This window comes from Marinococcus sp. LNHM5E3-2.1, from assembly GCF_056034365.1.
The window spans coordinates 12,017-34,916 of the sequence record NZ_JBQLIB010000013.1; the positions used below are offsets into that span (position 1 = coordinate 12,017).

22 protein-coding genes are annotated in these 22,900 nt (G+C 47.6%); 10 read left to right on the forward strand and 12 right to left on the reverse strand.

Going from position 1 to position 22,900, the window contains the following annotated elements; genetic code table 11:
- Nucleotides 1-10: 10 nt before the first annotated feature.
- From ACTRXH_RS13150 to ACTRXH_RS13160, 3 genes are all read right to left on the reverse strand, one after another.
- Complete coding sequence (locus ACTRXH_RS13150) at nucleotides 11-2,038, reverse strand: iron ABC transporter permease (protein WP_474282536.1); 2,028 nt, start codon at nucleotides 2,036-2,038, stop codon at nucleotides 11-13.
- Nucleotides 2,039-2,040: 2 nt separating this feature from the next.
- A complete protein-coding gene (locus tag ACTRXH_RS13155; RefSeq protein WP_474282538.1) occupies nucleotides 2,041-3,063 on the reverse strand; it encodes an ABC transporter substrate-binding protein in 1,023 nt (340 codons plus the stop codon).
- Nucleotides 3,064-3,165: 102 nt separating this feature from the next.
- Entirely contained in the window at nucleotides 3,166-3,525 is a 360-nt protein-coding gene (locus ACTRXH_RS13160; RefSeq protein WP_462864905.1) for a DUF1499 domain-containing protein, read from the reverse strand.
- Between the two features lie 162 nt (nucleotides 3,526-3,687).
- Here ACTRXH_RS13160 and ACTRXH_RS13165 point away from each other — a divergent pair, with 162 nt between their 5' ends.
- Both ACTRXH_RS13165 and ACTRXH_RS13170 read left to right on the forward strand, forming a co-directional pair.
- Nucleotides 3,688-4,359: an MBL fold metallo-hydrolase gene (locus ACTRXH_RS13165; RefSeq protein ID WP_474263479.1), complete on the forward strand. Its 672-nt coding sequence runs from the start codon at nucleotides 3,688-3,690 to the stop codon at nucleotides 4,357-4,359.
- An 11-nt stretch (nucleotides 4,360-4,370) separates the two neighbouring features.
- Complete coding sequence (locus ACTRXH_RS13170) at nucleotides 4,371-4,787, forward strand: nucleoside deaminase (protein WP_474278687.1); 417 nt, start codon at nucleotides 4,371-4,373, stop codon at nucleotides 4,785-4,787.
- A gap of 10 nt (nucleotides 4,788-4,797) precedes the next feature.
- Here the strand turns inward: ACTRXH_RS13170 and ACTRXH_RS13175 are convergent, their stop codons facing one another.
- From ACTRXH_RS13175 to ytvI, 3 genes are all read right to left on the reverse strand, one after another.
- Nucleotides 4,798-5,226, reverse strand: coding sequence for a hypothetical protein (locus ACTRXH_RS13175; RefSeq protein WP_474278685.1), 429 nt, complete (start codon nucleotides 5,224-5,226; stop codon nucleotides 4,798-4,800).
- Between the two features lie 37 nt (nucleotides 5,227-5,263).
- Nucleotides 5,264-6,751, reverse strand: coding sequence for an aldehyde dehydrogenase family protein (locus ACTRXH_RS13180; protein WP_474282540.1), 1,488 nt, complete (start codon nucleotides 6,749-6,751; stop codon nucleotides 5,264-5,266).
- 139 nt (nucleotides 6,752-6,890) lie between these two features.
- On the reverse strand, nucleotides 6,891-8,003 hold the full coding sequence (ytvI, locus tag ACTRXH_RS13185; RefSeq protein WP_474282542.1) for a sporulation integral membrane protein YtvI: 1,113 nt from the start codon (nucleotides 8,001-8,003) through the stop codon (nucleotides 6,891-6,893).
- A 208-nt stretch (nucleotides 8,004-8,211) separates the two neighbouring features.
- On the opposite strand from ytvI, the gene ACTRXH_RS13190 reads away from it, so the two are divergent.
- Entirely contained in the window at nucleotides 8,212-8,979 is a 768-nt protein-coding gene (locus ACTRXH_RS13190; protein ID WP_474282544.1) for a 3-hydroxyacyl-CoA dehydrogenase, read from the forward strand.
- A gap of 65 nt (nucleotides 8,980-9,044) precedes the next feature.
- On the opposite strand, the gene ACTRXH_RS13195 is transcribed toward ACTRXH_RS13190, so the two are convergent.
- From ACTRXH_RS13195 to treP, 4 genes are all read right to left on the reverse strand, one after another.
- Nucleotides 9,045-9,986 carry a PD-(D/E)XK nuclease family protein gene (locus ACTRXH_RS13195; RefSeq protein ID WP_474282589.1) on the reverse strand — a complete coding sequence of 314 codons (942 nt, stop codon included), beginning with the start codon at nucleotides 9,984-9,986 and terminating at the stop codon, nucleotides 9,045-9,047.
- A gap of 47 nt (nucleotides 9,987-10,033) precedes the next feature.
- A complete protein-coding gene (gene treR, locus ACTRXH_RS13200) occupies nucleotides 10,034-10,753 on the reverse strand; it encodes a trehalose operon repressor (RefSeq protein ID WP_474263491.1) in 720 nt (239 codons plus the stop codon).
- Between the two features lie 21 nt (nucleotides 10,754-10,774).
- A complete protein-coding gene (gene treC, locus ACTRXH_RS13205) occupies nucleotides 10,775-12,439 on the reverse strand; it encodes an alpha,alpha-phosphotrehalase (RefSeq protein ID WP_474282546.1) in 1,665 nt (554 codons plus the stop codon).
- Nucleotides 12,440-12,518: 79 nt separating this feature from the next.
- Nucleotides 12,519-13,970: a PTS system trehalose-specific EIIBC component gene (gene treP, locus ACTRXH_RS13210; RefSeq protein WP_474263495.1), complete on the reverse strand. Its 1,452-nt coding sequence runs from the start codon at nucleotides 13,968-13,970 to the stop codon at nucleotides 12,519-12,521.
- Nucleotides 13,971-14,134: 164 nt separating this feature from the next.
- Here treP and ACTRXH_RS13215 point away from each other — a divergent pair, with 164 nt between their 5' ends.
- A complete protein-coding gene (locus tag ACTRXH_RS13215) occupies nucleotides 14,135-15,061 on the forward strand; it encodes an alpha/beta hydrolase family protein (RefSeq protein ID WP_474263497.1) in 927 nt (308 codons plus the stop codon).
- 78 nt (nucleotides 15,062-15,139) lie between these two features.
- Here ACTRXH_RS13215 and mreBH read toward each other — a convergent pair whose 3' ends face one another.
- Nucleotides 15,140-16,144, reverse strand: a complete 1,005-nt coding sequence (gene mreBH, locus ACTRXH_RS13220; RefSeq protein WP_474263499.1) for a rod-share determining protein MreBH — start codon at nucleotides 16,142-16,144, stop codon at nucleotides 15,140-15,142.
- A 132-nt stretch (nucleotides 16,145-16,276) separates the two neighbouring features.
- Nucleotides 16,277-17,272, reverse strand: coding sequence for a lipoate--protein ligase (locus ACTRXH_RS13225; RefSeq protein ID WP_474282548.1), 996 nt, complete (start codon nucleotides 17,270-17,272; stop codon nucleotides 16,277-16,279).
- A gap of 305 nt (nucleotides 17,273-17,577) precedes the next feature.
- On the opposite strand from ACTRXH_RS13225, the gene ACTRXH_RS13230 reads away from it, so the two are divergent.
- From ACTRXH_RS13230 to ACTRXH_RS13255, 6 genes are all read left to right on the forward strand, one after another.
- A complete protein-coding gene (locus ACTRXH_RS13230) occupies nucleotides 17,578-18,285 on the forward strand; it encodes a phosphoadenylyl-sulfate reductase (protein WP_462864886.1) in 708 nt (235 codons plus the stop codon).
- A 29-nt stretch (nucleotides 18,286-18,314) separates the two neighbouring features.
- On the forward strand, nucleotides 18,315-19,463 hold the full coding sequence (sat, locus tag ACTRXH_RS13235) for a sulfate adenylyltransferase (protein WP_474263503.1): 1,149 nt from the start codon (nucleotides 18,315-18,317) through the stop codon (nucleotides 19,461-19,463).
- Between the two features lie 17 nt (nucleotides 19,464-19,480).
- Complete coding sequence (gene cysC, locus ACTRXH_RS13240; RefSeq protein WP_474282550.1) at nucleotides 19,481-20,092, forward strand: adenylyl-sulfate kinase; 612 nt, start codon at nucleotides 19,481-19,483, stop codon at nucleotides 20,090-20,092.
- Nucleotides 20,093-20,168: 76 nt separating this feature from the next.
- Nucleotides 20,169-21,626, forward strand: a complete 1,458-nt coding sequence (gene cobA, locus ACTRXH_RS13245; RefSeq protein WP_474282552.1) for a uroporphyrinogen-III C-methyltransferase — start codon at nucleotides 20,169-20,171, stop codon at nucleotides 21,624-21,626.
- A gap of 12 nt (nucleotides 21,627-21,638) precedes the next feature.
- Entirely contained in the window at nucleotides 21,639-22,391 is a 753-nt protein-coding gene (locus ACTRXH_RS13250; RefSeq protein ID WP_474282554.1) for a sirohydrochlorin chelatase, read from the forward strand.
- Nucleotides 22,384-22,839: a precorrin-2 dehydrogenase/sirohydrochlorin ferrochelatase family protein gene (locus tag ACTRXH_RS13255; protein WP_474282556.1), complete on the forward strand. Its 456-nt coding sequence runs from the start codon at nucleotides 22,384-22,386 to the stop codon at nucleotides 22,837-22,839. Before ACTRXH_RS13250 ends, ACTRXH_RS13255 begins: the two co-directional genes overlap by 8 nt.
- The last annotated feature ends 61 nt before the right edge of the window (nucleotides 22,840-22,900 follow it).

The window sequence follows — 22,900 nt, forward strand, 5'->3', positions numbered from 1 at the left end:
TGCATGATTATTACGATTTAGAGCTTCTGTGCATCAACCATAAAAAGAACGGGGTGCCGATCACAGCAGCCACGAGTCCCGATGGGATTTCATCAGGGGCGAGCACGGTGCGTCCGATCGTATCGGAAAACACAAGAAGAGAGCCGCCGATAAACAAAGCTACAGGAAAAATGCGCATGTAATCCTGCCCGACAAGCATACGGGCTAAGTGAGGCGCTACAAGTCCGATGAATCCAATCGTGCCAACGGCAGCTACTGCCATGGCGGCACAGAAGGTGGCAAGCAGTACAGCGGTCCAGCGGGCAAAGGTTAAACGTTCTCCAAGAGCGATCGCTGTCTGGTCCCCGAGCGCAAGCACATTTAGGGAAGGCGCTAAATACCAGGCAAGCGGTATACTTACGGCAAGCGGGAGCAGCAGAAACTGCTGAAGCTCTTCGTAGCCAGTCGCATACGTACTGCCGGACAGCCATGTTAAAGCAGCGGCAGCGTTTAAATTAAAACGGGTTATCATAATTTGTGACAGGGCGCCGCCCACAGCAGACAGGGCGATACCGAGAAGCGCCAGTACAGCGGGGTGAAATTTAGTTTTCCAGGAGAAAAACAAAATCACGCCTACCGCTGCGAAAGCCCCGGCAATAGCGCCAATCGGAATAAAGGCAGTTGGAATGTCCCTGAAAAGAAAAAGCACAAACAGAGCACCCGCGCCTGCTCCTGAAGTCACCCCGAGCACTGAAGGATCTGCGAGGGGATTGCGCAGAATACCCTGATACAGCATGCCGCTTAGTGCAAGCAGCATGCCAGCTGTAAGCGCCGTTAAAAGCCTTCCGAGCCTTAAGTCGAATATGATGAACCGCTGGCCGCTGCCTTCCTCTGTGAAGAGTGCCTGCCAGGTGTCCACAAAGCTGAATCCTGTGGAGCCACTGGCTAATCCCGCATAAAAAACGAGAGCGGTAAATGTTACAGCACCTGTTAAAACGACAGGGTATTTCAGCTCCCGCCTTTTACGCCCTCCCCCAATAGCACTTTGCTGCTCTGTGCCGAAAAAAGAGCCCCGGTGCTTTAAAATCAGCCACACGAGAAACGGAGCGCCGACTATCGAGGTAACAGCACCAACAGGGAGCTCACTGAGGGAAGGGTCAACCGCTCTTCCAAGCACGTCGGCCCCAATGAGGAGCACGGCCCCCCAAAGCATGGAACCAAACAGAAGGTTGGAATGAAGCTGATAGCCCATCAGTCGTGTCAAATGAGGAGCTACCAGGCCGATAAATCCTATGGGTCCAACAACACTTACGACGATGGCAGTAAGACCTACGGCAAGAAAAAACATCAATGCCTGCGTAGCCCGTACGTTTTCTCCAAGTGTAGCCGCCTGGTTTTTACCGAGAAGCAGGATATCGAGGCGGGGAGCGTAAAAGAACACCAGAAATAAAAGCACAATCAGTACAGGAAAGACAAAGCGGACTCCGCTCCAATCCTGCTGCACAAGAGTGCCATTTCCCCACAAGAACAAGCCGGCTGTCTGCACTTCAAAAAATATTTGCAGAACAGCGGTAAATGACGAAAAGGCGATAGAAAGCACAAGCCCGGCCAATGCCATCCGGACCGGTGTAGCTTCAAGTCCGCCGGCCATCGTAAACACCATCAATGCTGCCAAACACCCGCCGACAAACGCAGCAATGAATCCGCTTAGGCCCAGCCAGTCCGGCAGTATTGTAGCAAAAGCAACGATAAAGAAATAGGCTCCCGCATGGACGCCTAAGGTACTCGGCGCTGCCAGAGGATTTTTTGTGATAGTTTGAAAAATAACACCGGAAGCAGCTAAAGCTATACCAGAAAGTATGCCGATAACGATCCTCGGCAAATACACAGTCCGGAAAATACTGCTTTCTGTAGATTCGGTATTCTGAAGGAGATCCCACCAGAAACGAACTGAAAAAGTACCGGTGCTCTGCACAAGGTGCAGATATACTAGCAGCAAGAGAAGAGCTGCTCCGCTAGTATACAGCAGAACAGCTCTTGAAACGAAAGGCGAATTCATAATTACTCCTCATTTGTTAAAGCGTCTGCAACCTCTTCAGCGAATACTTCGGATGAAAGCGGACCGCCATAAGGCCATGTAGAGCTCGGAAGACGGTGAACATCATCGTTTTCGACGAAAGAAAGGCTGTTCCATACTTCATTATTATTCAGCGTTTCTTCAATATTATCACGATCGCCTTCCGGTGTGGGGATATCTATAAACGTCTGGTCCTGATAATCCTCGAGAGCGTCGACGCCGGTTTCGGTATAGCCGTATTCTTCAAACTGTTCAGCCTCATAGGCATTCTCGACACCAATCTGCTCCATCGTCTGGGCGGCAAGCGAATTGTCGGCAAACAGACGGAAAGTGACATTTTCATTTGCCAGATAAGAAAGGGAAAGCAGTACTTCTTCATTATCCTGGCCAGCGTCTTCAATTTCTGTTGACAGGTCGTCGTAGGTGCTGTCCAGATCATTTAATACCTGCTCCGCCTGGTCTTCCTCTCCAACAGCTGTGGCGATGCTCTCAAAGGTTGATTCCATCTCCTCGTACTGATTGCCTTCTCCTTCTGGAGGATATGGATTATACATCAGCGTCGGTGCAATTTCTTCAAGCTCTTCTTTGATATCTTCATGACGGTAGCCGGCAGTGATAATCAAATCGGGTTCAAGTTCGGCAATGCGCTCGAGGCTTGGCTCCTGTCTCGTCCCAACGTCCTGCACATCTCCGGAAGGAGCGGGCTCGATATCGGATAAATAATCGTTATAGCCGTCCAGGTCAGCAATACCGGCAGGCTGCATACCCAGAGCGAGCAAGTCTTCTGCATACACCCATTCAAGGGCGACTACATCTTCTGGTGTTTCCTCGAGTGTTACTTCGTTGTCATACCCATCTGTTACCGTCACAGATTCGCTGTTTTCAGAAGATTCCTCATTGCTGCCGGATTCCTCCGAGCCGCTGCTGTCGTCTGAAGAGCTGCATGCAGCAAGTGAAAGCGATAAAGCGGGTATCGTTAAAAATGTTAAAAAAGTCTTTTTATTCATATGTATATCCCCCTAATTGAAAAAGATTATCAATATCAACAAATCCGACTTTACTATAAAAGGGGGAGGAATTCAATAAAAACAAGAAATTTTTCTTATTTATTATTCATTATTTTGGTCATAAAACCGGGCAGTAATTTCTTTCATTCTATTTTTATTTTTACCCATATCACCTTTACCGAGCCTTGAAGCCGAACGGAAATGGACGTGCCCATGATTTCCGAAATAAAATACGACGTCATCCTTGAATTTAAGTACCGGGGTCGTGAATACAGCCGAAATATAGTTATCATCCTCATGAACAATTTCCGCATACTTCTGCTGCTGAATGATATGTCGAATAGTGCTTTTCGCTGTTTCCGGGCTGCCTGAATACTGGATGGGCTCCATGTAATGACGTTTATCTTCAGGGGAGCTCATGGTGGAAACGCAATTTGGACTGTTAGGGCAGGGGGAGAGCATAAATAACATCCTTTCGCGGTAGAATTTTATATACAATATTGTGTACACTGTAAACAGATGATTAGATTTAGATCAGCGTTATTCTCTTTCCCGAAAAAATAAAGCGTTAATCGGAAGCAGGAAGGGAAGGGAAGGGAAAAGGAAGAAAGGAGTGGATCGCAGATGGTGAAAGTAAGCCAGGTGAGTGAAAATATTATTAAGGTGCACATGAAAGTAGGTATTACCATCAGCGCCTGGGTCGTGAAGCATGAGAACGGATCAATCATTATCGATACGGGCATCCGGCCAATGGCGCCGAGAATTTTAAAAGAAGCAGCGCGTTTTGGACGGGTTCAGATGATTTTATTAACCCACGGTCATCCGGATCATGTAGGCGGACTCGCTTATATTCAGGATAAAGTAAATGCACCTGTTTATATTCATGGGCTCGAGATTCCTTACATAACGGGGGAAAAACCTTATCCTAACCGTAAAAAACCGGCCGATTATACAAAAGGATTTTCTGTAAAGCAGCTGCCGGGGGACAGCCGTGGCGTTTTTCATTCCATGATGGGAATTGATCCATATTTTACGCCGGGGCACTCGCCGGGTCATACCGCTTATTATCATAAAAAAGATGACGTGCTGATCACTGGTGACATGATTACTTCTAAAAATGGGCGTATAGGCCCTCCAATGAAACAGTTTACTGCTAATATGGACCGGGCGATGCGAAGCACGAAAACCATACAGAAAGTGGCTCCTGGAAAATTATCAATCTGTCACGGAGAAGATCTGGAGTATTCGCAGCATCTTTACAGCGCCTTCGTAAATGAATACCAGTCTAAAGTATAGGGGGCACGGTTATGTACAATGAGTCTTTAATGAAGCGGGCGGTTCAGTTGGCCCAGAGAGTAAAAAAAGAAGGAGAAGGGGATCCTTTTGGGTGTGTCATTGTCCGGAACGGGGAAATAGTGGCAGAGGAAGGGAACAAAACGTTTAAAACCTTCGATCCGACGACTCATGCTGAGCTCGAAGCAATAAGGACCGCTTCGCGGCTCTTAGAAACTACGGATTTAAGTGACTGCGAGCTGTATACGAGCGGTGAGCCGTGCCCAATGTGTGAAGCTGCCATCAATTGGAGCGGCATTCCGGTAGTATACACGGCAAAAACAGCAAAGGAGGCCGAACAAGCCGGCCTCCTTCCAGTGCCCGAAGCAACCTACGAGATGCAGTACAAACCACTTCAGGATAAAACACTCGATCCATACCTTAAAAAGTAGACCGGGGCGATTAAAGCAGAAAAAAACGAAAATAAATAAGTATGCCCAGGTAGATAATTAATAATAATGCAGACATGAGCAGAATAAACCACATGTATAAAAGCGGCACGTGATGTGACTGCTTTTTTATTGTGATTGCAGCGAGGGTTGTTGTTGTTCCGAGCGTAAGCAGAATCAGCACGACCAGCCAGGTGGCAATGGATGGCCACGGTAGAAAATAAACAAAGGGCATAAGCATCAGCAGTACACACATTGTATAAAACGCATAAAGCGATGTCTTATACAGGCGTGTGTCCTTTTGACGCTCTTTGTGCTGCCGCCGCCGGTCCAGTCTGCTGTTTGATTTTTCCCCGTTCGCGGAAGCAGGCTGAAGTGTCTGCTTAACACGGTCCCACAGCTTTTTCGGGGTGAATGCTCTCCATTTTGATGAACTTCCCATTTTTCATGCTCCTAAAGGCAGGCGGAAAACATCAGCATTACGGCCGGCGTGTGAGGCCCATAAACGTTTGCAAAAATGATTTCCAGTTACGGTTTCTGCCATAGTAATAGTCGATGATCTGCGAAAGTGATTCGAACTTTCCTTCATAAGGATACCATAAAATTTCGCTGTTCATACTCCCTCTTGCACTCATAACGGACGTTTCAATACTGAATGAACGCATGCCTGCGGTGGAGTGGTAGGATCCAATGCCGCTCTGTTTCGTGCCTCCATAAGGAAGGTAGTGATTGGCAGCGTGGGATATTACATCATTGATCATGAAGTTGCCCGTGCGGACCTTTGCAGTGAAGTTTGCCGCAAGCTCCTGATCGGAAGTGAAAATGGATCCGCTCAGACCGTAAACGGTATCGTTGAACAGCTCGAGCGCCTCGTCTATTGTAGAATAGGTCCGTACTGAAAATACAGGACCGAAAGTCTCTTCCTTCCATACCCGCATTTCTCCGGTTACTCCAGTCAAAACAACCGGTTCGATTGTCAGGGTTTGGTCGTCCCACTGTTCCGGAGGTTTCCCGGCTATTTGTTCGGCCCCCTGGTCAAGTGCTTCCTGGACCTGGCTGTAGACAATATCCCACTGCTTTTTTGTCGTCATCCGACCGATTTCATACTCCTTGTCGCCATCCCGGCGCAGACCGGCGATGGTACTGCGTACACTGTTCAAAAATTCCTCCTGAACCTCTTCGTGCACTATCACGCGCTCGACAGATAAACAGACCTGGCCGCTGTTCATGAAAGCCCCCCAGGAAGCAGCATTCGCCGCCCGTTCCACGTTTGCATCCTCATGAACGACCATAGCATCCTTTCCGCCAAGTTCGAGGGTGGTAGGGATCAAATGCTCGGCGGCCTGCTTCTGGATAACCTTTCCTGTCGCGACCGAGCCCGTGAAATGAATGTAGTCCGGCTGCTGCTCAATCATTAAGCGTCCAGTTTCAGCTCCGCCGTGAAGGACTTGAAAAACTCCCTCAGGAAAAAGCCCCGAGATTTTTTCAAGAAGAAGGCTCGCAAGCGGCGTTTCTGCGGAAGGCTTTAAAAGCACGCAGTTTCCTGCGGTCAGAGCTTCGACAACAGGGATAAGAGAAAGCTGAAACGGAAAATTCCATGGAGAGATAATAGCAATTTTTCCTCGGGGCTTCCGGATAATTGATGAATTTTTACCCATGAAAATCATTGGGGTTCTGACCCGCTCACGGTTGAAAAGGCCGGGAGCTTCTTTTTCAATGTGGCGCAGTGCTTCAAGCACTGGAATGACTTCAGAACCCATGGCTTCAATAGGTGGTTTTCCTGTAGCGGAGGAGATAATGTCAGCAATCTCTTCGCGAAGCTCGCTAATAGTAAAACGAAGCAGCTGTATGTAGCTCAGCCGTTTCTCTATAGGCAGAGAAGCCCAGGGAGCGAAAGCATCATCGGCCTTTTGCCAGGCGGCCAGTATTTCTTCTTCATTAGATGAATGAACGGTTGTTGAATCCAATGTTGACACCCTTTCTGAATCAAAATAATAAGTATAGTACTCCGTTCCCTAATTGGGGGTAATCATAACAGAAGTTACGGAAAAGAAACCGTGGTCGTTCCAAAAGGTGCCAGGCGTCTTTTCCGTGGTGAAGGACGCTTTATTTATCAAAGCCGTATCGGATAAAGCGGGAGATATCTTTCGCAACACCAATATCCCAAAGAATAATAAATAGAACCAAAATGGCAGGCCCCGCCAGCAGACCAACAGCTCCAAACATTTGCAGGCCGGCAAACAGGGAAATCAGCACGGCGAGCGGATTAAGATTCATGCTCGAAGAGAGCACTTTTGGCTCGATAATCTGCCGGACAATCATTGTAATGGTGTAAAGGATCAATAGACCGAGCCCAAGACCGAAATTGCCCGTCAGAATCAGATACACTCCCCACGGAATTAAAATAGTGCCGGTGCCCAAATAAGGAAGAAATTCAGCGACACCAACGATGGCCGCAAGCCAGTAAGCTCCTTCGACTCTCATGATAAGAAGGCCGATTAGCACAATAACGCCCGTCACAAGCATAAGGATCAGCTGTGCCCGGATGTAGCCGAACACTCTCGCCCACATGGCCTGATAAAAAGCTTTCAACCGCTCAATAACAAAGGGAGGCAGGGCCAATTTCATTTTCCCGGCGTATCGGTTCCAGTCTTTTCCAATAAAATAAATAGCGAGTACGATAAATAACAGGACAATCAAAAGCGTAGGGATACCTAAAATTAATTGGGTCAAAGCGTCGGCAATGGTTTGGGCGACCGAGCCAAGGCCAGAGCCGAGCTGGCTCCCAAGCTGGGCTATCCCCTGATCTACAGAAGACTGACCGCCAATGCCGGAAGCGGCTCCGGTAGCTCTTTCCCAAAAGGGAAGGATGTTTTCATTGTAAAAATTCTGCATCTGCTGAAAGGTATTCTCCATCCACGCGGGACCCTTCTCAGCGATCACATTGAATATTTCAATTGAAAGAAAGATCAGTCCGGTAATAATGCCTCCAACGATACTTAAAGTAAGAAGGAGCCCGACAAGGGCAGCTATCCCATTTGGCAGTCGCAGTTTATAATGAAGCCATCTCGTAAGCGGCATAAGCATCCAAGCGAAAAAAGCAGCGATCCAGAACGGATACGTATAGGAAAAAATCTTGCCAATCGCCCATGCGAGGGCGAAAGCGGCTATTATAACGATGACAAACCTTAAAATCATCCAGCCGGTCGTTTGTTTCATGGGCCATTCCATTCCTTTCCTTTGGCGGACATACTATCCATCTTTTCTTATTATAACCTTCCCACTGTAAAAAGGAATCTACACGTTTTTTTAAATATTCCCGAAAAGGGAGGCGGATATACTTTTGATGAATGGTTCTTTAGGGTAATTATAAGTTAGAATGACAGTAGTGGCTTATACTTTAGGAACAGACAGGGGAGGAAGCAGTATGGATATTAACGGAAAAGTCTTTTTACTGCCGGGCGGTGCATCCGGACTTGGCGGTGCTACGGCGAATATGCTTGTAGAAAACGGTGCGAAGGTGGTTATCGCCGATTTTGAGGTGAGACCCGGAAGAAAAAGAGCAAAAGAGCTTGGGGACAGCGCCATTTTTATTGAAATGGACGTTACTTCAGATGAAAAAGGAAAAGCAACTATTGATGAAACAATAGAAACGTTCGGGCGTATTGACGGTGTAGTCAATTGCGCAGCTCTTGGACTTGCAGAGAAGATTTTGAATAAAAAGGATTCGCATTCCCTGGAGCATTTCAACCGCGTTATTCAGACGAATCTGGTTGGAACGTTTAATATGCTCCGGCTCGGTGCAGATGCGATGAGACATAATGAACCAAATGAACAGGGAGAAAGAGGCATCATTATTAATACATCTTCGATCGCAGCCTACGAAGGCCAGGTCGGCCAGGCTGCCTACAGTGCCTCTAAAGGAGGCATATGGAGCCTGACGGCGCCGGCGGCCAGAGAGCTTTCAGACTTTGGCATACGCGTCATGGCTATCGCTCCGGGCTTGTTCGAAACTCCTTTTTATATGTCCTTTCCGGAAAAAGCGAGACAGACGCTGGGACAGAACGTTCCTTTTCCAAGAAGGCTCGGGTTTCCGAATGAGTACGCCTCGCTTGTGAAAGAAATTATCCAAAACACGATGTTAAACGGGGAAACTATCCGTTTGGACGGCGCACTCCGTATGCCTCCGAAATAAAAAAGTACCAGCGTCCGCAGTCGGACGCTGGTACTTTTCGTTTATGGCAGCGGAATGCCGCTTTATTACTGCTCCGGAAAGCACAGTTCATAAAAGTTACACCGCTTGCAGGCGAAGGTGTTGGTCGTTTTTTTGAAATACTCGAGCGGCAGTGGTTTATTGGCTTCTTTGTCCTCAAGGAAGCCGGCCATACGCTCCACGCTCTGGACGAGCAGCTCTCTGACTTCCTGAAGAGTGGAATGATCAAGCTTGTGTTCGACACTGGTGCCTTCGAGCAGATATTCATTCCGCACGACGATATCCTCGAGCGCTGTTTCCGGGTAGTAGTCAAGGACGTACTGCGCATACAGCGCAAGCTGATACGGATCTTCTTCTGTCTGCAGGCCGGTTTTCCAGTCCACGATTACCCATTTATTGTTTTCTTCATCTTTATAAAGAAAATCAAGAACGGCAAACACCTTTGTGTTTTCAAGGCTCATCGTGCGGAGTTCTTCCGATTCGAGGTAATAGGTGGGCCGGTCAGAAGTAAGCTCGAGTAACGTGTCACAGGTTAAAATGTGCTCTACTACAGCCTCAAGACGGTCCTGGATTTTTTTAATTTTCTCCGCGGGCAGCTTTTTCTCTTCTCCGTAGTAAATTTCATGGAGCATTGTCGTATGTTTCGGTTTTTTACGCCACTGTTCGACATTTTGGGTAGAATCGATAAATCCTGCGTTCAGACGGGTACGGATCGTTTCTTTCAAAGTGTCTTTTGTCGGCAGATGGCCATCAGTTAAATATTTTTTCAGCGTTTCTTCCACTAAATCATGCACAATAGACCCAAACAGCATTTCGAGATTAGTTAAATTTTTCAACCGGTAGACATGACGCGGAAAAGGATCCGCATTACGCAGCCAGCCGTTGTGTGAGGAGTAATACTGGTGGGCATACTGTCGTTCGCATTGAAGCAGCGTTTTATGCCTCGACAGCGACCAGGAAAACTCCGGATAATCCCGTATAGTAAACAGGAGAAATCACTCCTTTGATTTGTCTTTACCTTGCTCCTGATACCATTTTAACGGTGACGACGGGCAAAGTCGATAAAACGGAACTTATCCGAACGGTGCCTGGACTCGGTGTACTGAAATAATTCTGCATTATCGAGATACACATAGTTTCGGACGACTGCAATACTCGAATCCGGGTAAAGATCAAGAAGCTGCTTATCTTCTTCCGTCGGCTTTTCAATAGTAATTTCCTTACGCGCAAAGCTGATTACAAGCTTCAGTTTATTCTCCACGTAGTCATAAATGGAATCAGCGCAAATGTCTTCGGTGAGACCAGGCACCCAGCGCTCAAGCAGGTAGTCAATGTCGAGCACAATGTTTTCGCCATCCATTTTCCGCTGGCGTTTTACTTCCCAGACCTGCTCCGTTTCCTGAACCTCGAGCGCATGCTGAAGCGCCGGGGGCACAGTAGAGAGAGTTAAGGAATGCACATGGGTTTTACTGTTGCTGCCGGTCTGTTCCGCCAGCTCTTTAAAGCTGACAAGCCCGGAAACGGGAAAATCGAACCTGCCAGTTTCAAGCACGACGGAGCCCTTGCCCTGTATTTTTTGAATATACCCGTGCTCGGAAAGCAGATTCAGGGCTTTTCGAATCGTCTCCCGTGACGTGTCATACATAGAAGTAAGCTCATGCTCAGAAGGAAGCAGGGCATGAGGCTGAAACTGCTCATTGCGGATGCCTCGTGCTATTTCTTCATAGATGTCTAGATATTTTCTTTTTGTGCTCATGCTCGTTACACCCCAGGACGGCTATTTTTGATAATGCAGAACGATTGTTTCATAAGGCTGCAGACTGTCAGCTTCCAGGGAAAAGCTATCCCGTTTGTAATTGGTGACAAAGACAGTGCCCGCCACTTCTTTTCGGGGAAGATCCAGCCTGCCGGCCTGAATCGTATCAGATGAGAAATTACTTATAACGAGTAAGGCTTCATCTTCGTCCTCGCGTGTGTAGGCGAAAAGAGAAGGGTGATCCGGCAGATAAAGCTGGTAATTCCCGGTCGTCAGGATTTTGTAATCCTTGCGGAGCTGAATTAATTTTTTGTAAAAATGATACACAGATTCCGGATCGTTTACCGCTTCTTTGGCATTAATGAACGTATAATTTTCCGGCACCGGCAGCCACGGCTCGACTTCACTGAAACCGGCATTTTTCGATCCGTCCCACTGCATCGGCGTACGTGCGTTGTCCCGGGAGCGGGCCTGAATGACAGCGAACGCTTCCTCAGGGCTTTTTCCCTGCTTTTGCATAATATCATAATAGTTGATGGTTTCCACATCACGGTAGTCGTTAATGGAGCTGTAGGAAGGGTCCGTCATCCCAAGCTCCTCGCCCTGATAGACGTAAGGGGTTCCGCGCATACAGTGCATGGTTGCTGCGAGCATCTTTGCCGATTCTACGCGGTACTTGCCGTCGTCGGCGTATCTGCTTACAATGCGGGGCTGGTCATGGTTACACCAGAAAAGCGCGTTCCAGCCACCGTCTTCATACATACCGCTTTGCCAGTCCGATAACGTTTCTTTTAATTGCACAAAATTGAATTCGGGCAGGGTCCATTTTTCTCCTCCGGGGTAATCCGCTTTTAAATGATGAAAATTAAAGGTCATGCTCAGTTCTTCCCGGTCCGGGCGGGTGTATTTGATGCAATGGTCGATCGTTGTGGAGGACATTTCTCCGACCGTCATAGCTCCGTGCGGGGCAAATACGTTTTGATTCATTTCATGCATCCACTCGTGCACTCTCGGCCCGTCCGTATAAAACCGGCGGCCATCGCCGATATCGTCATTTGGAAACCGCTGATCCTTTGAAATTAAATTGATGACATCGAGCCGGAATCCATCAATACCTTTATCGAACCAGTAGTGCATCATGTCGTACAGCTGACGGCGCAGTTCTTCATTTTCCCAGTTCAAATCGGCCTGACTGACGTCAAACAGATGCAGGTAGTACTGGTTTGTCGGCTCATGCCACTGCCATGCAGATCCGCCAAATTTAGACACCCAGTTGTTTGGCACGTCTCCTTCTACAGGGTCCTTCCAAATGTAATAGTCGCGGTAAGAGCTCGCGGCATCTGACGAAGCAGCCTGAAACCAGGCATGGTCTGTGGAGGTATGGTTAATAACGATATCCATAATAATCTTCATGCCCTTAGCATGAGCTTCAGTCAACAGACGCTCGAAGTCCTCCATCGTTCCATATACATCGTAAATATTATAATAATCGCTGATATCGTATCCATTATCCTTTTGAGGAGAAGGGTACACAGGATTTAGCCATAAAACATCGATTCCTAGATCCTGAAGGTAATCAAGCTTTTCGATAATACCGGGGAGATCGCCTACTCCGTTCCCGGTCGTATCGTTAAAGCTTTTAGGGTAAATCTGGTAAATAACTGCGCGTTTCCACCACGGTTCCATTTTGCTCATCCTTTCGCATATATGCTGTATGGAGCAAAGGCGCCTGCCAAGTGGACCAGCAGACGCCTGAATTCATTAGTTAAACTTCTACTTTGCGAATACGCCCATAGAGATAGGTTAATACAATCGGGAGGATAATGACAATCAGCATTCCGATAAAGAACACTCCCCAGTCTCCCGGACGGATGGAAAAGATGCCGGGAATACCACCGACGCCGACAGCAAAGGCCAGGACGTTATTAATACTGATAAACGTTGCTGCGATGGCAGAGCTGATGAGCGCACAGAAGAATGGGAACCGGTACTGCAGGTTGACCCCGAATAATGCCGGCTCGGTAACGCCAAGGTACGCCGAAAGGCCGGCGGAGCCTGCGAGCCCCCGCATGTTCTGATCTCTCCAGGCTAAAATCATTATACCGACAGCAGCAGAGCCCTGGGCGATGTTGGAAAGAGCAAGAATCGGCCATAAGAAGGTGCCGTCAGTTGAAGCTGTAAGCTGCAGGTCCACCGCAAGGAATGTATGGTGGAGCCCGGTAATAACAAGTGGTGCATAAAGGAGACCGTAAAGCAGGCCGCCAAGCCATGCGTATTGATCAAAGGTCCACAGGAAGAAGTCGGTAATCGCGTTCCCAAGACCAAATGTAACCGGTCCGATAATAATAAAGGTAAAGAACCCGGTAACAAGCAGAGCGATCGGTGCCACCAGCAGCACCTGGATGGAGTCAGGAATTCGTTTCCTAAGAAAGATTTCAATCTGTGCCAGTACATAAGAGGCTACAAGCACTGGAAGTACCTGACCCTGATAGCCGACCTGCTCAACGTTCCAGCCAAATAAATCCCAGGTTGGAACTTCATTGTTTGCACTTGCATCACCATAAGCATATGCGCTTAAAAGCTCCGGGTGAACGAAAATTAACCCGAGTACAATACCGAGGAGGGGACTGCCTCCAAACCGCCTGACTGCCGACCACCCTATGAGAACAGGAAGGAAGTTAAATGAAGCGTTTGCAATGATAAAAATAATTTCAGAAAAACTGGTCCACTGCGGATATACTTCAATGACAGCTTCGTCGAAAAATATGCCGGGGCCGGTTAACAGGTTATTTAAACCAAGCAGCAGCCCTGCAGTGATAATGGCAGGAAGAATCGGAATGAAAATGTCAGCGAGCAGGCGAATAAACCGCTGAAACCCATTCTGTTTTTTGCCGGATTTCTGCTTTTCGCTGGTATCGCTTTCAGAATCTTCGTCTCCTGCACGGCCGCCGCTTTCTTCAGAACGGCCTGTAACGCTCATCAGCTCTTTATACACTTTGTCTACTGTGCCCTGGCCGATGACGACCTGGTACTGGCCTCCGGAGGCAAAAGCTCCCCGTACAAGCTCGAGGTTTGTGAGCTTTTCCTTGTCAACTTTTTCTTCGTCGTACAAAACGAATCGCAGTCTTGTCACGCAGTGGGTGACTGTTTCTATGTTTTCATTGCCTCCCACGGCTTCTACAATCGTTTCCACGGCTTCCTTTGTGATTTTTGCCATTTTTGTTCCCCCTTAAGTGAATGCATTTGAAAACGATACCAATTTATAAATTCACTTTAACTTGTATATACAAATTAGTCAATATAATTATCAATGTGAAAAAGGTTTTTATTAAACGAAAAATAGGAATACTAATAAAAAACCCTTTAATGGAGCGTGAAAGCATGGAACAGCTGATAACACTTGATCAAACAGAAACGTTATACGGAACGCTCACCGTGCCTGAGAACGGGTATGAAAAAGTGCCTGGTGTGCTGATAATTGGGGGGAGCGGTCCTGTAGACCGCGATGGAAATGCCCCGGGGATGAAATTAAACATTTATAACCAACTGGCGGCCTGGCTTGAAAAGCAGGGCATAGCGGCGCTGCGCTATGATAAGAGAGGCACAGGGAGCAGTGAAGGAGATTTCCTTGAGACGGGGCTGCAGGATTTAATCGAAGATGGTGCTGCTGCGGTGCGTCTTTTGAAAATGATCCCTGAAATTGATGAAGAGAAAATTTTCATTCTCGGTCACAGCGAAGGCGGGGCGATTGCTCCAAAAGTGGCTGAAAAAGAAAAGGTACAGGGGCTGATGGCACTCGCATCGTCGCCTAAGCCACTGTTTGATATTTTACTCGAACAGGGAGAATCGGTAGAAAGGGAAATAAGTGAGGGGAAAGGGATCTTTTACCGTGCATTGAAGACGGGGAAAGTAAACAAGCGGATGATCAAAAAGCAGCATAAAGTGCTCAAGGAGCTGCTTGATGAAGAGGCTTCAAAAAAATATAAAAATGTAAACGTAAAATGGTTTCAAGAGCACGCTGACTATGACCCGCGAGAGGCCTTTCACCGCATGCGCATCCCCGTGATTGCCGTAAATGGCGGCAAAGATGCCCAGGTGAAAGCGGAAGACGTCAGTGCAATTGCTCAGCATACAAGCGGTCCGGTGGAGGCTTATGTAGTCGAAGAGATGAATCATATTCTCAGACACCAGCCGGAAGAGTTTTCGATTATGAAAACGCATCGCAGGTACTTAAAACAGCAGAACGACAATCTCTCCCACGAACTGCTGGACCACCTGTACCCGTGGCTGCAAAAACAGATACAGTAGTAAACACTTGAAAAATCTATTATCGAATATAAAAGAATCGTCCCCGGGCTATTAGGCCAGGGGACGATTCTTTGATTATTACATAGAAGCTTTCTGCAGACTGTTGATCATTGCCAGCGATTTACCGGTACCAATCGCGACAGCCTCAAGAGGTGATGATGCAAGGTGGACCGGTACTACAATCTGGCGGCTCAGCCACTCTTGAAGGTCGTTCAGTAGCGCGCCCCCGCCAGTAAGCACAATTCCCTGATCGACGATGTCCCCGCTCAGTTCCGGCGGACACTGCTCAAGAGTAACGCGAATGGTTTCCAGAATCTGCTCGAGGGTTTCTGTGATAGCCCGGTGGATTTCCGGTGACTCGAGAGTAATGGTTTTTGGCAGCCCGTTCACAAGGTCTCTGCCCCGGATTTCCATCGTACGGACTTCACCGTCAGGGATAGCGGAGCCGATCTCCATTTTGATATTTTCAGCGGTCCGTTCGCCGATCAGCATGTTGTATTCCTTGCGGACATGCTGGGTAATGCTTTCATCCAGATGGTCTCCGCCGCGGCGGATCGCCCGGGAGGAAACAATGCCGCCGTAGGAAATAATGCCAACCTCTGTCGTGCCCCCGCCAATATCGACGATTACGTTCGCTTTAGGTTCATCTACAGGCAGCTCTGCCCCGAGCGCCGCTGCAATTGGTTCTTCGATTAAGGAAACAGATTTAGCCCCGCATCCAAGCACTGCGTCCCGGATAGCCCGGCGTTCTACAGAAGTGGAATCGCACGGCGTACATACTACGACCTTCGGTTTGCGGAGAGTAAAGCCTGCTTCTTTTTGAATTTTTTTCATGATATGAGAAAGCATTGCGGACGTAATATCATAATCTGCAATAACGCCTTCTTTCATCGGGCGGGTCGCGATAATATTGGCCGGAGTTTTTCCAACCATTTCTTTTGCTTCTGTACCTACAGCGTAGACTTCTTTTGTGTCGATATGAAGCGCTACAACGGAAGGCTCGTTAAGAATAATGCCTTTTTCTTTCGTATAAACAAGAATATTTGCGGTTCCCAAATCAATACCAATTTCTGTTAATGCCATTTTATTTACTCACCTTTTCCGGGTTATTAGTCTCTAGTATTTCATTGTAGAGGAGTGGAGACACTTAAATAAGGGTCTAAGGTCACGTAAAAAATGAGTAATTTCCCATTTTTACGAAAAAAATCATCTGAATTAATAAATTAAGTCCACGACTTCATCAATGGAGATAGCTCCAAAATACGTATACAGATCAAACTGCGATAATGTTTTGTAGATGGCATCGCGTTCATATTTCGTACCCTGAAGTGCTTCCTGAAGATCCTCTACGTTCCCGGTACCAAAAAAGTCACCGTATATTTTCGTTTCCTGAATCACGCCTTTTTTTACGTTGAAGCGGATGTCGAGCATACCGGCATCAAATTTTTTGCTGCGGTGTATATCAAAAGCCGGGGATCTGCCGTAGTTCCAGTCCCAGTTGCTGTAACGTTCCTCGGATATCTTATGAATTTCCTTCCAGTCCTCATCGGTCAGGCGGTACTGCTCGATGTCTTCGTCGCTTCCAAAAATATAGCGAAGAATGAGCTGTTTGAAGGCTTCTACGGACAATGGCTCATCCAAAAACTCATTGATATTTCCTACACGGCTCCGAATGGACTTGATCCCTTTCGAGCGGATTTTTTCGTCTTTTACATTCAGCGCAGCTACGACGTTTTCAATTTCTGAATCGAGCATCAGGGTGCCGTGGCTGAACATTCTCCCTTTTGTGGCAAACTGGGCATTGCCGGAAATTTTTTTCCCGTTCGCCTGTAAATCATTACGCCCCGACATTTCGGCTGGAACCCCTATATTATTCAAAGCATCGACGATCGGCTGAGTGAATTTTTGGAAATTTTGAAAGCTGTTGCCATCATCTTTGGTTAAAAAGCTGAAATTCAAATTGCCTAAATCGTGGTAGACTGCCCCGCCACCGGAAAGGCGCCGTACCACCTGAATGTTGTGCTTCTCCACATAATCGGTGTTGATTTCTTCAATTGTATTTTGATTTTTCCCAATAATAATGGAAGGTTTATTTACATAAAAAAGCAAATACATTTCGTCTTTGCCGAGATCCATGTTTTTTAAAGCAAATTCTTCAATGGCTAAATTGATTCTTGGGTCATTAATGCCTTCATTATCAATAAATTTCATTCGTAACCTCCTAAAAATTGTGCGCTGAACCGATGCTGCTTTTAAAAGTAAGATCCTTTTATATTATGCCATAAATACTGATGTGAAAGCTAATGCTAACAGGAAATAGAATGACCGGGAAAATTCCCCTATGAATAATCCCTAGTTAAACGATTTGTATTGTTGACTTTGCAAAAGGAAGCCACTAAAATATACTATAAGCTAATAAACCTGATAAACTTACTAAGGATTTCAAAGACTTTAAAATAAGATTTTCATTTTTTATAGAAACAGGTACAATATTAAATTGAAAGGGATGGAAGCGCATGATAGTATATGATTCCCTGCAGACAAATGAATTGGAGCAAGTGAATAACGAAGTGCTGGAAGGAAAAAGTGCGCTTGAAGTTATCCGCTGGGCCTACGGCGAATACGGCGATGATTTAGTATACGCATGCAGTTTCGGAGCTGAAGGAATTGTATTGATCGATTTAATCAGCCAGGTGAAACCAGATGCAACCATCGCTTTTCTCGACACCCAGTTTCATTTTAAAGAAACGTATGATGTAATTGATGCAGTTCGTGATAAGTATCCGGAGTTAAATATTAAAATGCTGAAGCCGGAACTTTCGCCTAAACAACAGGCGGCCCAGGAAGGCGATAGACTTTGGGAAACAGATCCGGACCGCTGCTGCAGTATTCGGAAGCTGCAGCCCCTCGAAAACGAATTGAGCCAGTACGGCGCCTGGATGTCCGGCCTGCGCAGGTCGCAGTCACTTACGCGTCGCAACACGCAGTTTGTAAACGAAGATAAGCGGTTTGAATCGATTAAAATCTGTCCTCTAATCCACTGGACGTGGGATGATATCTGGGCCTATATCGAAGACAACAGCCTTCCTTACAATGAACTGCACGAGCAGAATTATCCAAGTATCGGCTGTGTACAGTGCACTGCAAAGGTGCTCGAAGGCGAAGACCTTCGCAGCGGACGCTGGACAGGAAGCGGAAAAACAGAATGTGGCCTGCACCGCTGATGAATTAAGATGAAGAAGGGACGATGATCATGGCTTTAAGCACACCGCACGGTGGGAAATTAGTAAATCGTAAGGACTTGAACAAAGACGTTTCATCCATTCAAAAACAAATTGAGCTTGATGAGGTCGCTTTATCTGACCTTGAACTGCTTTCAAACGGAGCATTCAGTCCGCTTGAAGGCTTCATGAGCGAAGAGGACTACAACTCGGTGGTTTCTTCGATGCGCCTGGCGGACGGTACAGTCTGGAGTATTCCTATTACCCTTCCGGTTACGAAGGAAAAAGCGGAGGAATTGAAAGCAGGAGAGGAAGCCCTTCTGGTTTTTGACGGAGAAACGTACGGTACGATTGAACTTGAAGGATTCTATGCTCCGGATAAAACGCGGGAAGCAAGAGAAGTATACCGCACCGAAGAAGAAGCCCACCCCGGCGTAAAGAAAATGTACGATCGTCCGGACACGTATGTTTCCGGTAAAATCACGCTTGTAAAAGAAATCAGCCACGAACAGTTTGAAAACTATTATCTGGACCCGGAAGAAACGCGCAGCGCGTTTGAAAGCCGCGGCTGGAATACCGTAGTCGGTTTTCAGACGAGAAACCCTGTTCACCGGGCGCATGAATATATTCAAAAAGCAGCGCTTGAAACCGTGGACGGCCTGTTTTTAAATCCGCTTGTCGGAGCAACAAAATCAGATGATATTCCTGCCGATGTGCGTATGGAAAGCTATGAAACCATTCTTGATGAATATTACCCTGAGAACCGGACGTTTTTAGCCGTATTTCCTGCTGCTATGCGCTACGCCGGGCCGAGGGAAGCAATATTCCATGCCATGGTCCGGAAAAATTACGGCTGCACCCACTTTATTGTAGGCCGTGACCATGCTGGTGTCGGTGACTATTACGGCACGTATGACGCTCAGGAAATTTTCTCCGAGTTTACGTTTGAAGAACTTGGCATTCAGCTGCGCTTCTTTGAGCATTCCTTCTACTGCCTGAAATGTGAAAACATGGCAACAGCCAAAACGTGCCCGCACGACAAAGCTGACCATGTCATTCTTTCCGGTACGAAGGTGCGCGCCATGCTGACCAATGGCGAAATGCCTCCAAAAGAGTTCAGCCGTCCGGAGGTCGTGGAAGTATTAATCCGCGGCATGCAGCGCCAGACTTCCAATTCATAAACGACAGGAGGAAAACGATGGGGTCTAAATCCACCGATATCGTCTGGCACGATGCCTCGGTATCCAAAGAAGAACGTCAGGAAAAAAATAAGCATCAAAGCTTTGTGCTATGGTTTACCGGTCTTTCCGGATCCGGTAAATCCACGCTCGCAAACGCCGTTTCCCGGAAGCTTTTTGAACGGGGCAGCCATACTTACGTGCTCGACGGAGATAACGTCCGCCACGGCCTGAATAAGGACCTTGGCTTTTCTCCGGAGGACCGGACAGAAAACATCCGCCGCATCGGAGAAGTGGCAAAGCTGTTCGTTGACAGCGGCCAGATTGTCAGCACTGCTTTTATTTCCCCGTACCGGGAGGACCGCCATCAGGTGCGTGAACTGCTCCCGGATGGAGAATTTATCGAAGTGTACGTAGAGGCGAGCCTCGAAGCGTGTGAAGAGCGGGACCCAAAAGGGTTGTACAAAAAAGCCCGCTCCGGAGAAATTCCTTCCTTTACCGGGATCAACGCTCCCTATGAAGAACCGGAAAACCCGGAGCTCACGGTAAATACGGAACAAAAATCCATTGAAGAATCTGCCCAGGAAGTGGTGGACGCGTTAGTGAACTGGGATTACATCGAAGAACAATAAAGAAAGATACGTAGAGGACGCGGGCTGTAAAGCCGTGTCCTTTTTTACCATTTAATAAAGAGAAAGGAGGGGTTGGGTGGCAGCTGGAAAAGTGTATTTAGTAGGAGCAGGGCCCGGAAATGAAGGTCTTCTTACCGTGCGCGGAGCAGAGTGCATCCGGCAGGCAGACGTCATCTTTTATGACAGGCTGGTCAACCCGCTTCTTCTGGAACAGGCCCCGATTGAAGCGGAACGTATATACTGTGGAAAACTGCCGCAGAAGCATATTCTGCGGCAGGAAGTGATTCAGGAAATGATGGTGGAAAAAAGCCGGGAGGGAAAACGGGTAGTACGTCTTAAAGGCGGTGACCCTGGTGTGTTTGGAAGAGTCGGGGAAGAAGCGGCCGTGATGGAGGAAAACAGTATCGAGTACGAAATTGTTCCGGGCATCACCTCTGGTATAGCTGCCCCGCTTTATGCCGGAGTACCTGTAACTCACCGCGATTATTCGGGAAGCTTTGCAGCGATTACCGCCCATACGAAAAAGGAAACTGGAGAACCGGACCTGGACTGGGAACCGCTTGCCAAAAGCATTGATACAGTCGCTTTTTACATGGGGGTCAAAAACCTGCCTTTTATAACGAAGCGGCTCATAGAAGCGGGAAAGCCTAAGGATACGGCCGTGATGGTAGTCGAGTGGGGCACATACTCCAAGCAGCGGACAGTTAAAGGCACACTGGCAGATATCAATGATATTGTACAGAAGCATGCGATTGAAAACCCTTCGATTACGCTGGTCGGCAACGTCGTTAAAGCTGGACCGTCCGCCACCTGGTTTGAAGAGCTTCCATTGTTTGGCCGCTACATATGGCATGTGCGGACAACACCGGGTGCAGGCAGATGGAGCAGCGATTGGAAGAGTCAGGGGGCGGAGGTGTATGAAGGGCCGGTATGGGAAGAAACATTGCCGGAGCTTACCCACCTACAAAAGAATCTTCCCTATGATGAAATTGTATTTGAAACAGCCAGTGACGTTGAAGCGTTTGTGTCTCAGTTAAAGAACTGGCGTCTGGACCTGAGACAGGTAACCTGCCTTCTTACAGCCGCAACCCGCCGGGCAGAAGAAAAATGGAAGGACTACGGCGTTCTTCCCGAATTTCGTCCGAAAGAGCGGTGGGGACATACAGAGAGCGTTCATGCTATTGGAAGCGAAGAATGGATAAAAGAAATCGGTCCCCAGGCCAGCAGTGACATAGGGCATGTGTTAAAGAGTGCCGTGTCTTCAGATCATACACTTGAGCGGCTGCTGATGGATAACTCCATTAATACAGTGATTTTCCCATGTAGAAAAGCTGTCACGACAGCTGTGGGGAAAATCAATGACTTGTATAATGGAGACGCTGGCCGGTGGTGGTCGCAAAAAACGGTAGTGTGCATTGGTGAACGCACGAAAGAGCAGGCTGAAAAATACGGAATCCATGTGGATACGACAGCAGAGGCTTCGGCGCAGGCAGTCACTGCCTCTATTCAAGATTGCTTCAGCCCTATTATTTAAGGAGGAATGATCATGAAAGCTATTTTGTTTGTTGGACACGGCACGAGAGTCCCCGAGGGCAATGAACAGGTAAAAGCTTTTACGAAAAAAGCGGGAGCTGCTTTCCCGGATTACGAGCAGAGAACCTGCTTTTTGGAATTGGCAGAGCCGGATATCGTCACAAGCGCTGTTGAGTGCATTGAAAATGGTGCCGATACCCTGGCTGTTGTGCCGGTGCTTTTGCTTTCAGCCGGTCATATCAAAAAAGATATTCCTGAAGAGCTCGAAAAAGTGCAGCAGATGCACCCTGAAGTGACTATTCAATACGGGAACCCTTTTGGTGTTCATGACCGTATTAACGATCTTCTCCTGGACCGTCTCCGAGTAAAAGGGTGGGTGCCGGAGGAAGAAGCAGTCATCCTGTTTGTAGGAAGAGGTGCAAAGGATCCCGGGGCAATCGAAGACTTTTACCGTATAGCCGGAGAGCTTGAGAAGCATACCGGCCGTTCGAGGGTGGAAACAGCTTTCCTGGCCGCCGCCGAGCCGGGGTTTCAGGAAAAAATGAAAGAGCTGGCTGAAGGAGAGCAGCCAGTATACGTTCTGCCATATTTAATGTTTGTCGGACTGCTCATTAAAGAGATGGACGAAGCAGCAGACCACTACAATCAGGCCAAACCCGGGCATTTTACAAGGTGCGACTTTTTAGGGTTCGACGAACGGCTGCTTCCGGTGCTTGAATCCCGTGTCGCTGAAACGCTTGAAAAAGCCGCAGGCATTCATGTCTGACTTTCTTTTTCCGCTAGCTGTAAATCTGGAAATGAGGGAAACTGTAATCATTGGCGGCGGCAGGGTGGCGGAACGTAAAGCCGGCAAGCTGTTAAAGGCAAATGCTGCTGTAACGATTGTGGCACCGGAGCTGTCTGAAGGACTGAAAAAGCTTTGGGAAGAAAATAAGGTGGACTGGAAGCAAAAAATGGGCAAGCCGGAGGATTTGGAGAACGCGTGGTTGATTGTGTCCGCCTCCGGGGATAAATCAGCCCAGCAAATGATTGCGAGGAATAAGCATCCCTGGCAGCTGGTGAACGGTGCCGATAACCCTTCAATTGGTAATGTAGCTTTTCCGGCTTCGTTCATGGAAGACGGGGTGCAGATCTCCATTTCAAGCGGCAGCAATAAGCCGGCAAGCGTAAAGGAGTGGAAGCACTATCTTCAGCGTCTTGTAAAAAAACGGTGAATCCTGCAGGTGTAATTTAAAGAACAGCGGGTATACAGTAATAGTCACAGCATATACAGAA

Excerpts from the sequence above, each read along its gene's own strand:
- ACTRXH_RS13150 (WP_474282536.1), bottom strand. The coding sequence starts at position 2,038 with ATGAATTCGCCTTTCGTTTCAAGAGCTGTTCTGCTGTATACTAGCGGA.
- ACTRXH_RS13155 (WP_474282538.1), bottom strand. The coding sequence starts at position 3,063 with ATGAATAAAAAGACTTTTTTAACATTTTTAACGATACCCGCTTTATCG.
- ACTRXH_RS13160 (WP_462864905.1), bottom strand. The coding sequence starts at position 3,525 with ATGCTCTCCCCCTGCCCTAACAGTCCAAATTGCGTTTCCACCATGAGC.
- ACTRXH_RS13165 (WP_474263479.1), top strand. The coding sequence starts at position 3,688 with ATGGTGAAAGTAAGCCAGGTGAGTGAAAATATTATTAAGGTGCACATG.
- ACTRXH_RS13170 (WP_474278687.1), top strand. The coding sequence starts at position 4,371 with ATGTACAATGAGTCTTTAATGAAGCGGGCGGTTCAGTTGGCCCAGAGA.
- ACTRXH_RS13175 (WP_474278685.1), bottom strand. The coding sequence starts at position 5,226 with ATGGGAAGTTCATCAAAATGGAGAGCATTCACCCCGAAAAAGCTGTGG.
- ytvI (WP_474282542.1), bottom strand. The coding sequence starts at position 8,003 with ATGAAACAAACGACCGGCTGGATGATTTTAAGGTTTGTCATCGTTATA.
- ACTRXH_RS13190 (WP_474282544.1), top strand. The coding sequence starts at position 8,212 with ATGGATATTAACGGAAAAGTCTTTTTACTGCCGGGCGGTGCATCCGGA.
- treR (WP_474263491.1), bottom strand. The coding sequence starts at position 10,753 with ATGAGCACAAAAAGAAAATATCTAGACATCTATGAAGAAATAGCACGA.
- treC (WP_474282546.1), bottom strand. The coding sequence starts at position 12,439 with ATGGAACCGTGGTGGAAACGCGCAGTTATTTACCAGATTTACCCTAAA.
- treP (WP_474263495.1), bottom strand. The coding sequence starts at position 13,970 with ATGGCAAAAATCACAAAGGAAGCCGTGGAAACGATTGTAGAAGCCGTG.
- ACTRXH_RS13215 (WP_474263497.1), top strand. The coding sequence starts at position 14,135 with ATGGAACAGCTGATAACACTTGATCAAACAGAAACGTTATACGGAACG.
- mreBH (WP_474263499.1), bottom strand. The coding sequence starts at position 16,144 with ATGGCATTAACAGAAATTGGTATTGATTTGGGAACCGCAAATATTCTT.
- ACTRXH_RS13225 (WP_474282548.1), bottom strand. The coding sequence starts at position 17,272 with ATGAAATTTATTGATAATGAAGGCATTAATGACCCAAGAATCAATTTA.
- ACTRXH_RS13230 (WP_462864886.1), top strand. The coding sequence starts at position 17,578 with ATGATAGTATATGATTCCCTGCAGACAAATGAATTGGAGCAAGTGAAT.
- sat (WP_474263503.1), top strand. The coding sequence starts at position 18,315 with ATGGCTTTAAGCACACCGCACGGTGGGAAATTAGTAAATCGTAAGGAC.
- cysC (WP_474282550.1), top strand. The coding sequence starts at position 19,481 with ATGGGGTCTAAATCCACCGATATCGTCTGGCACGATGCCTCGGTATCC.
- ACTRXH_RS13250 (WP_474282554.1), top strand. The coding sequence starts at position 21,639 with ATGAAAGCTATTTTGTTTGTTGGACACGGCACGAGAGTCCCCGAGGGC.
- ACTRXH_RS13255 (WP_474282556.1), top strand. The coding sequence starts at position 22,384 with ATGTCTGACTTTCTTTTTCCGCTAGCTGTAAATCTGGAAATGAGGGAA.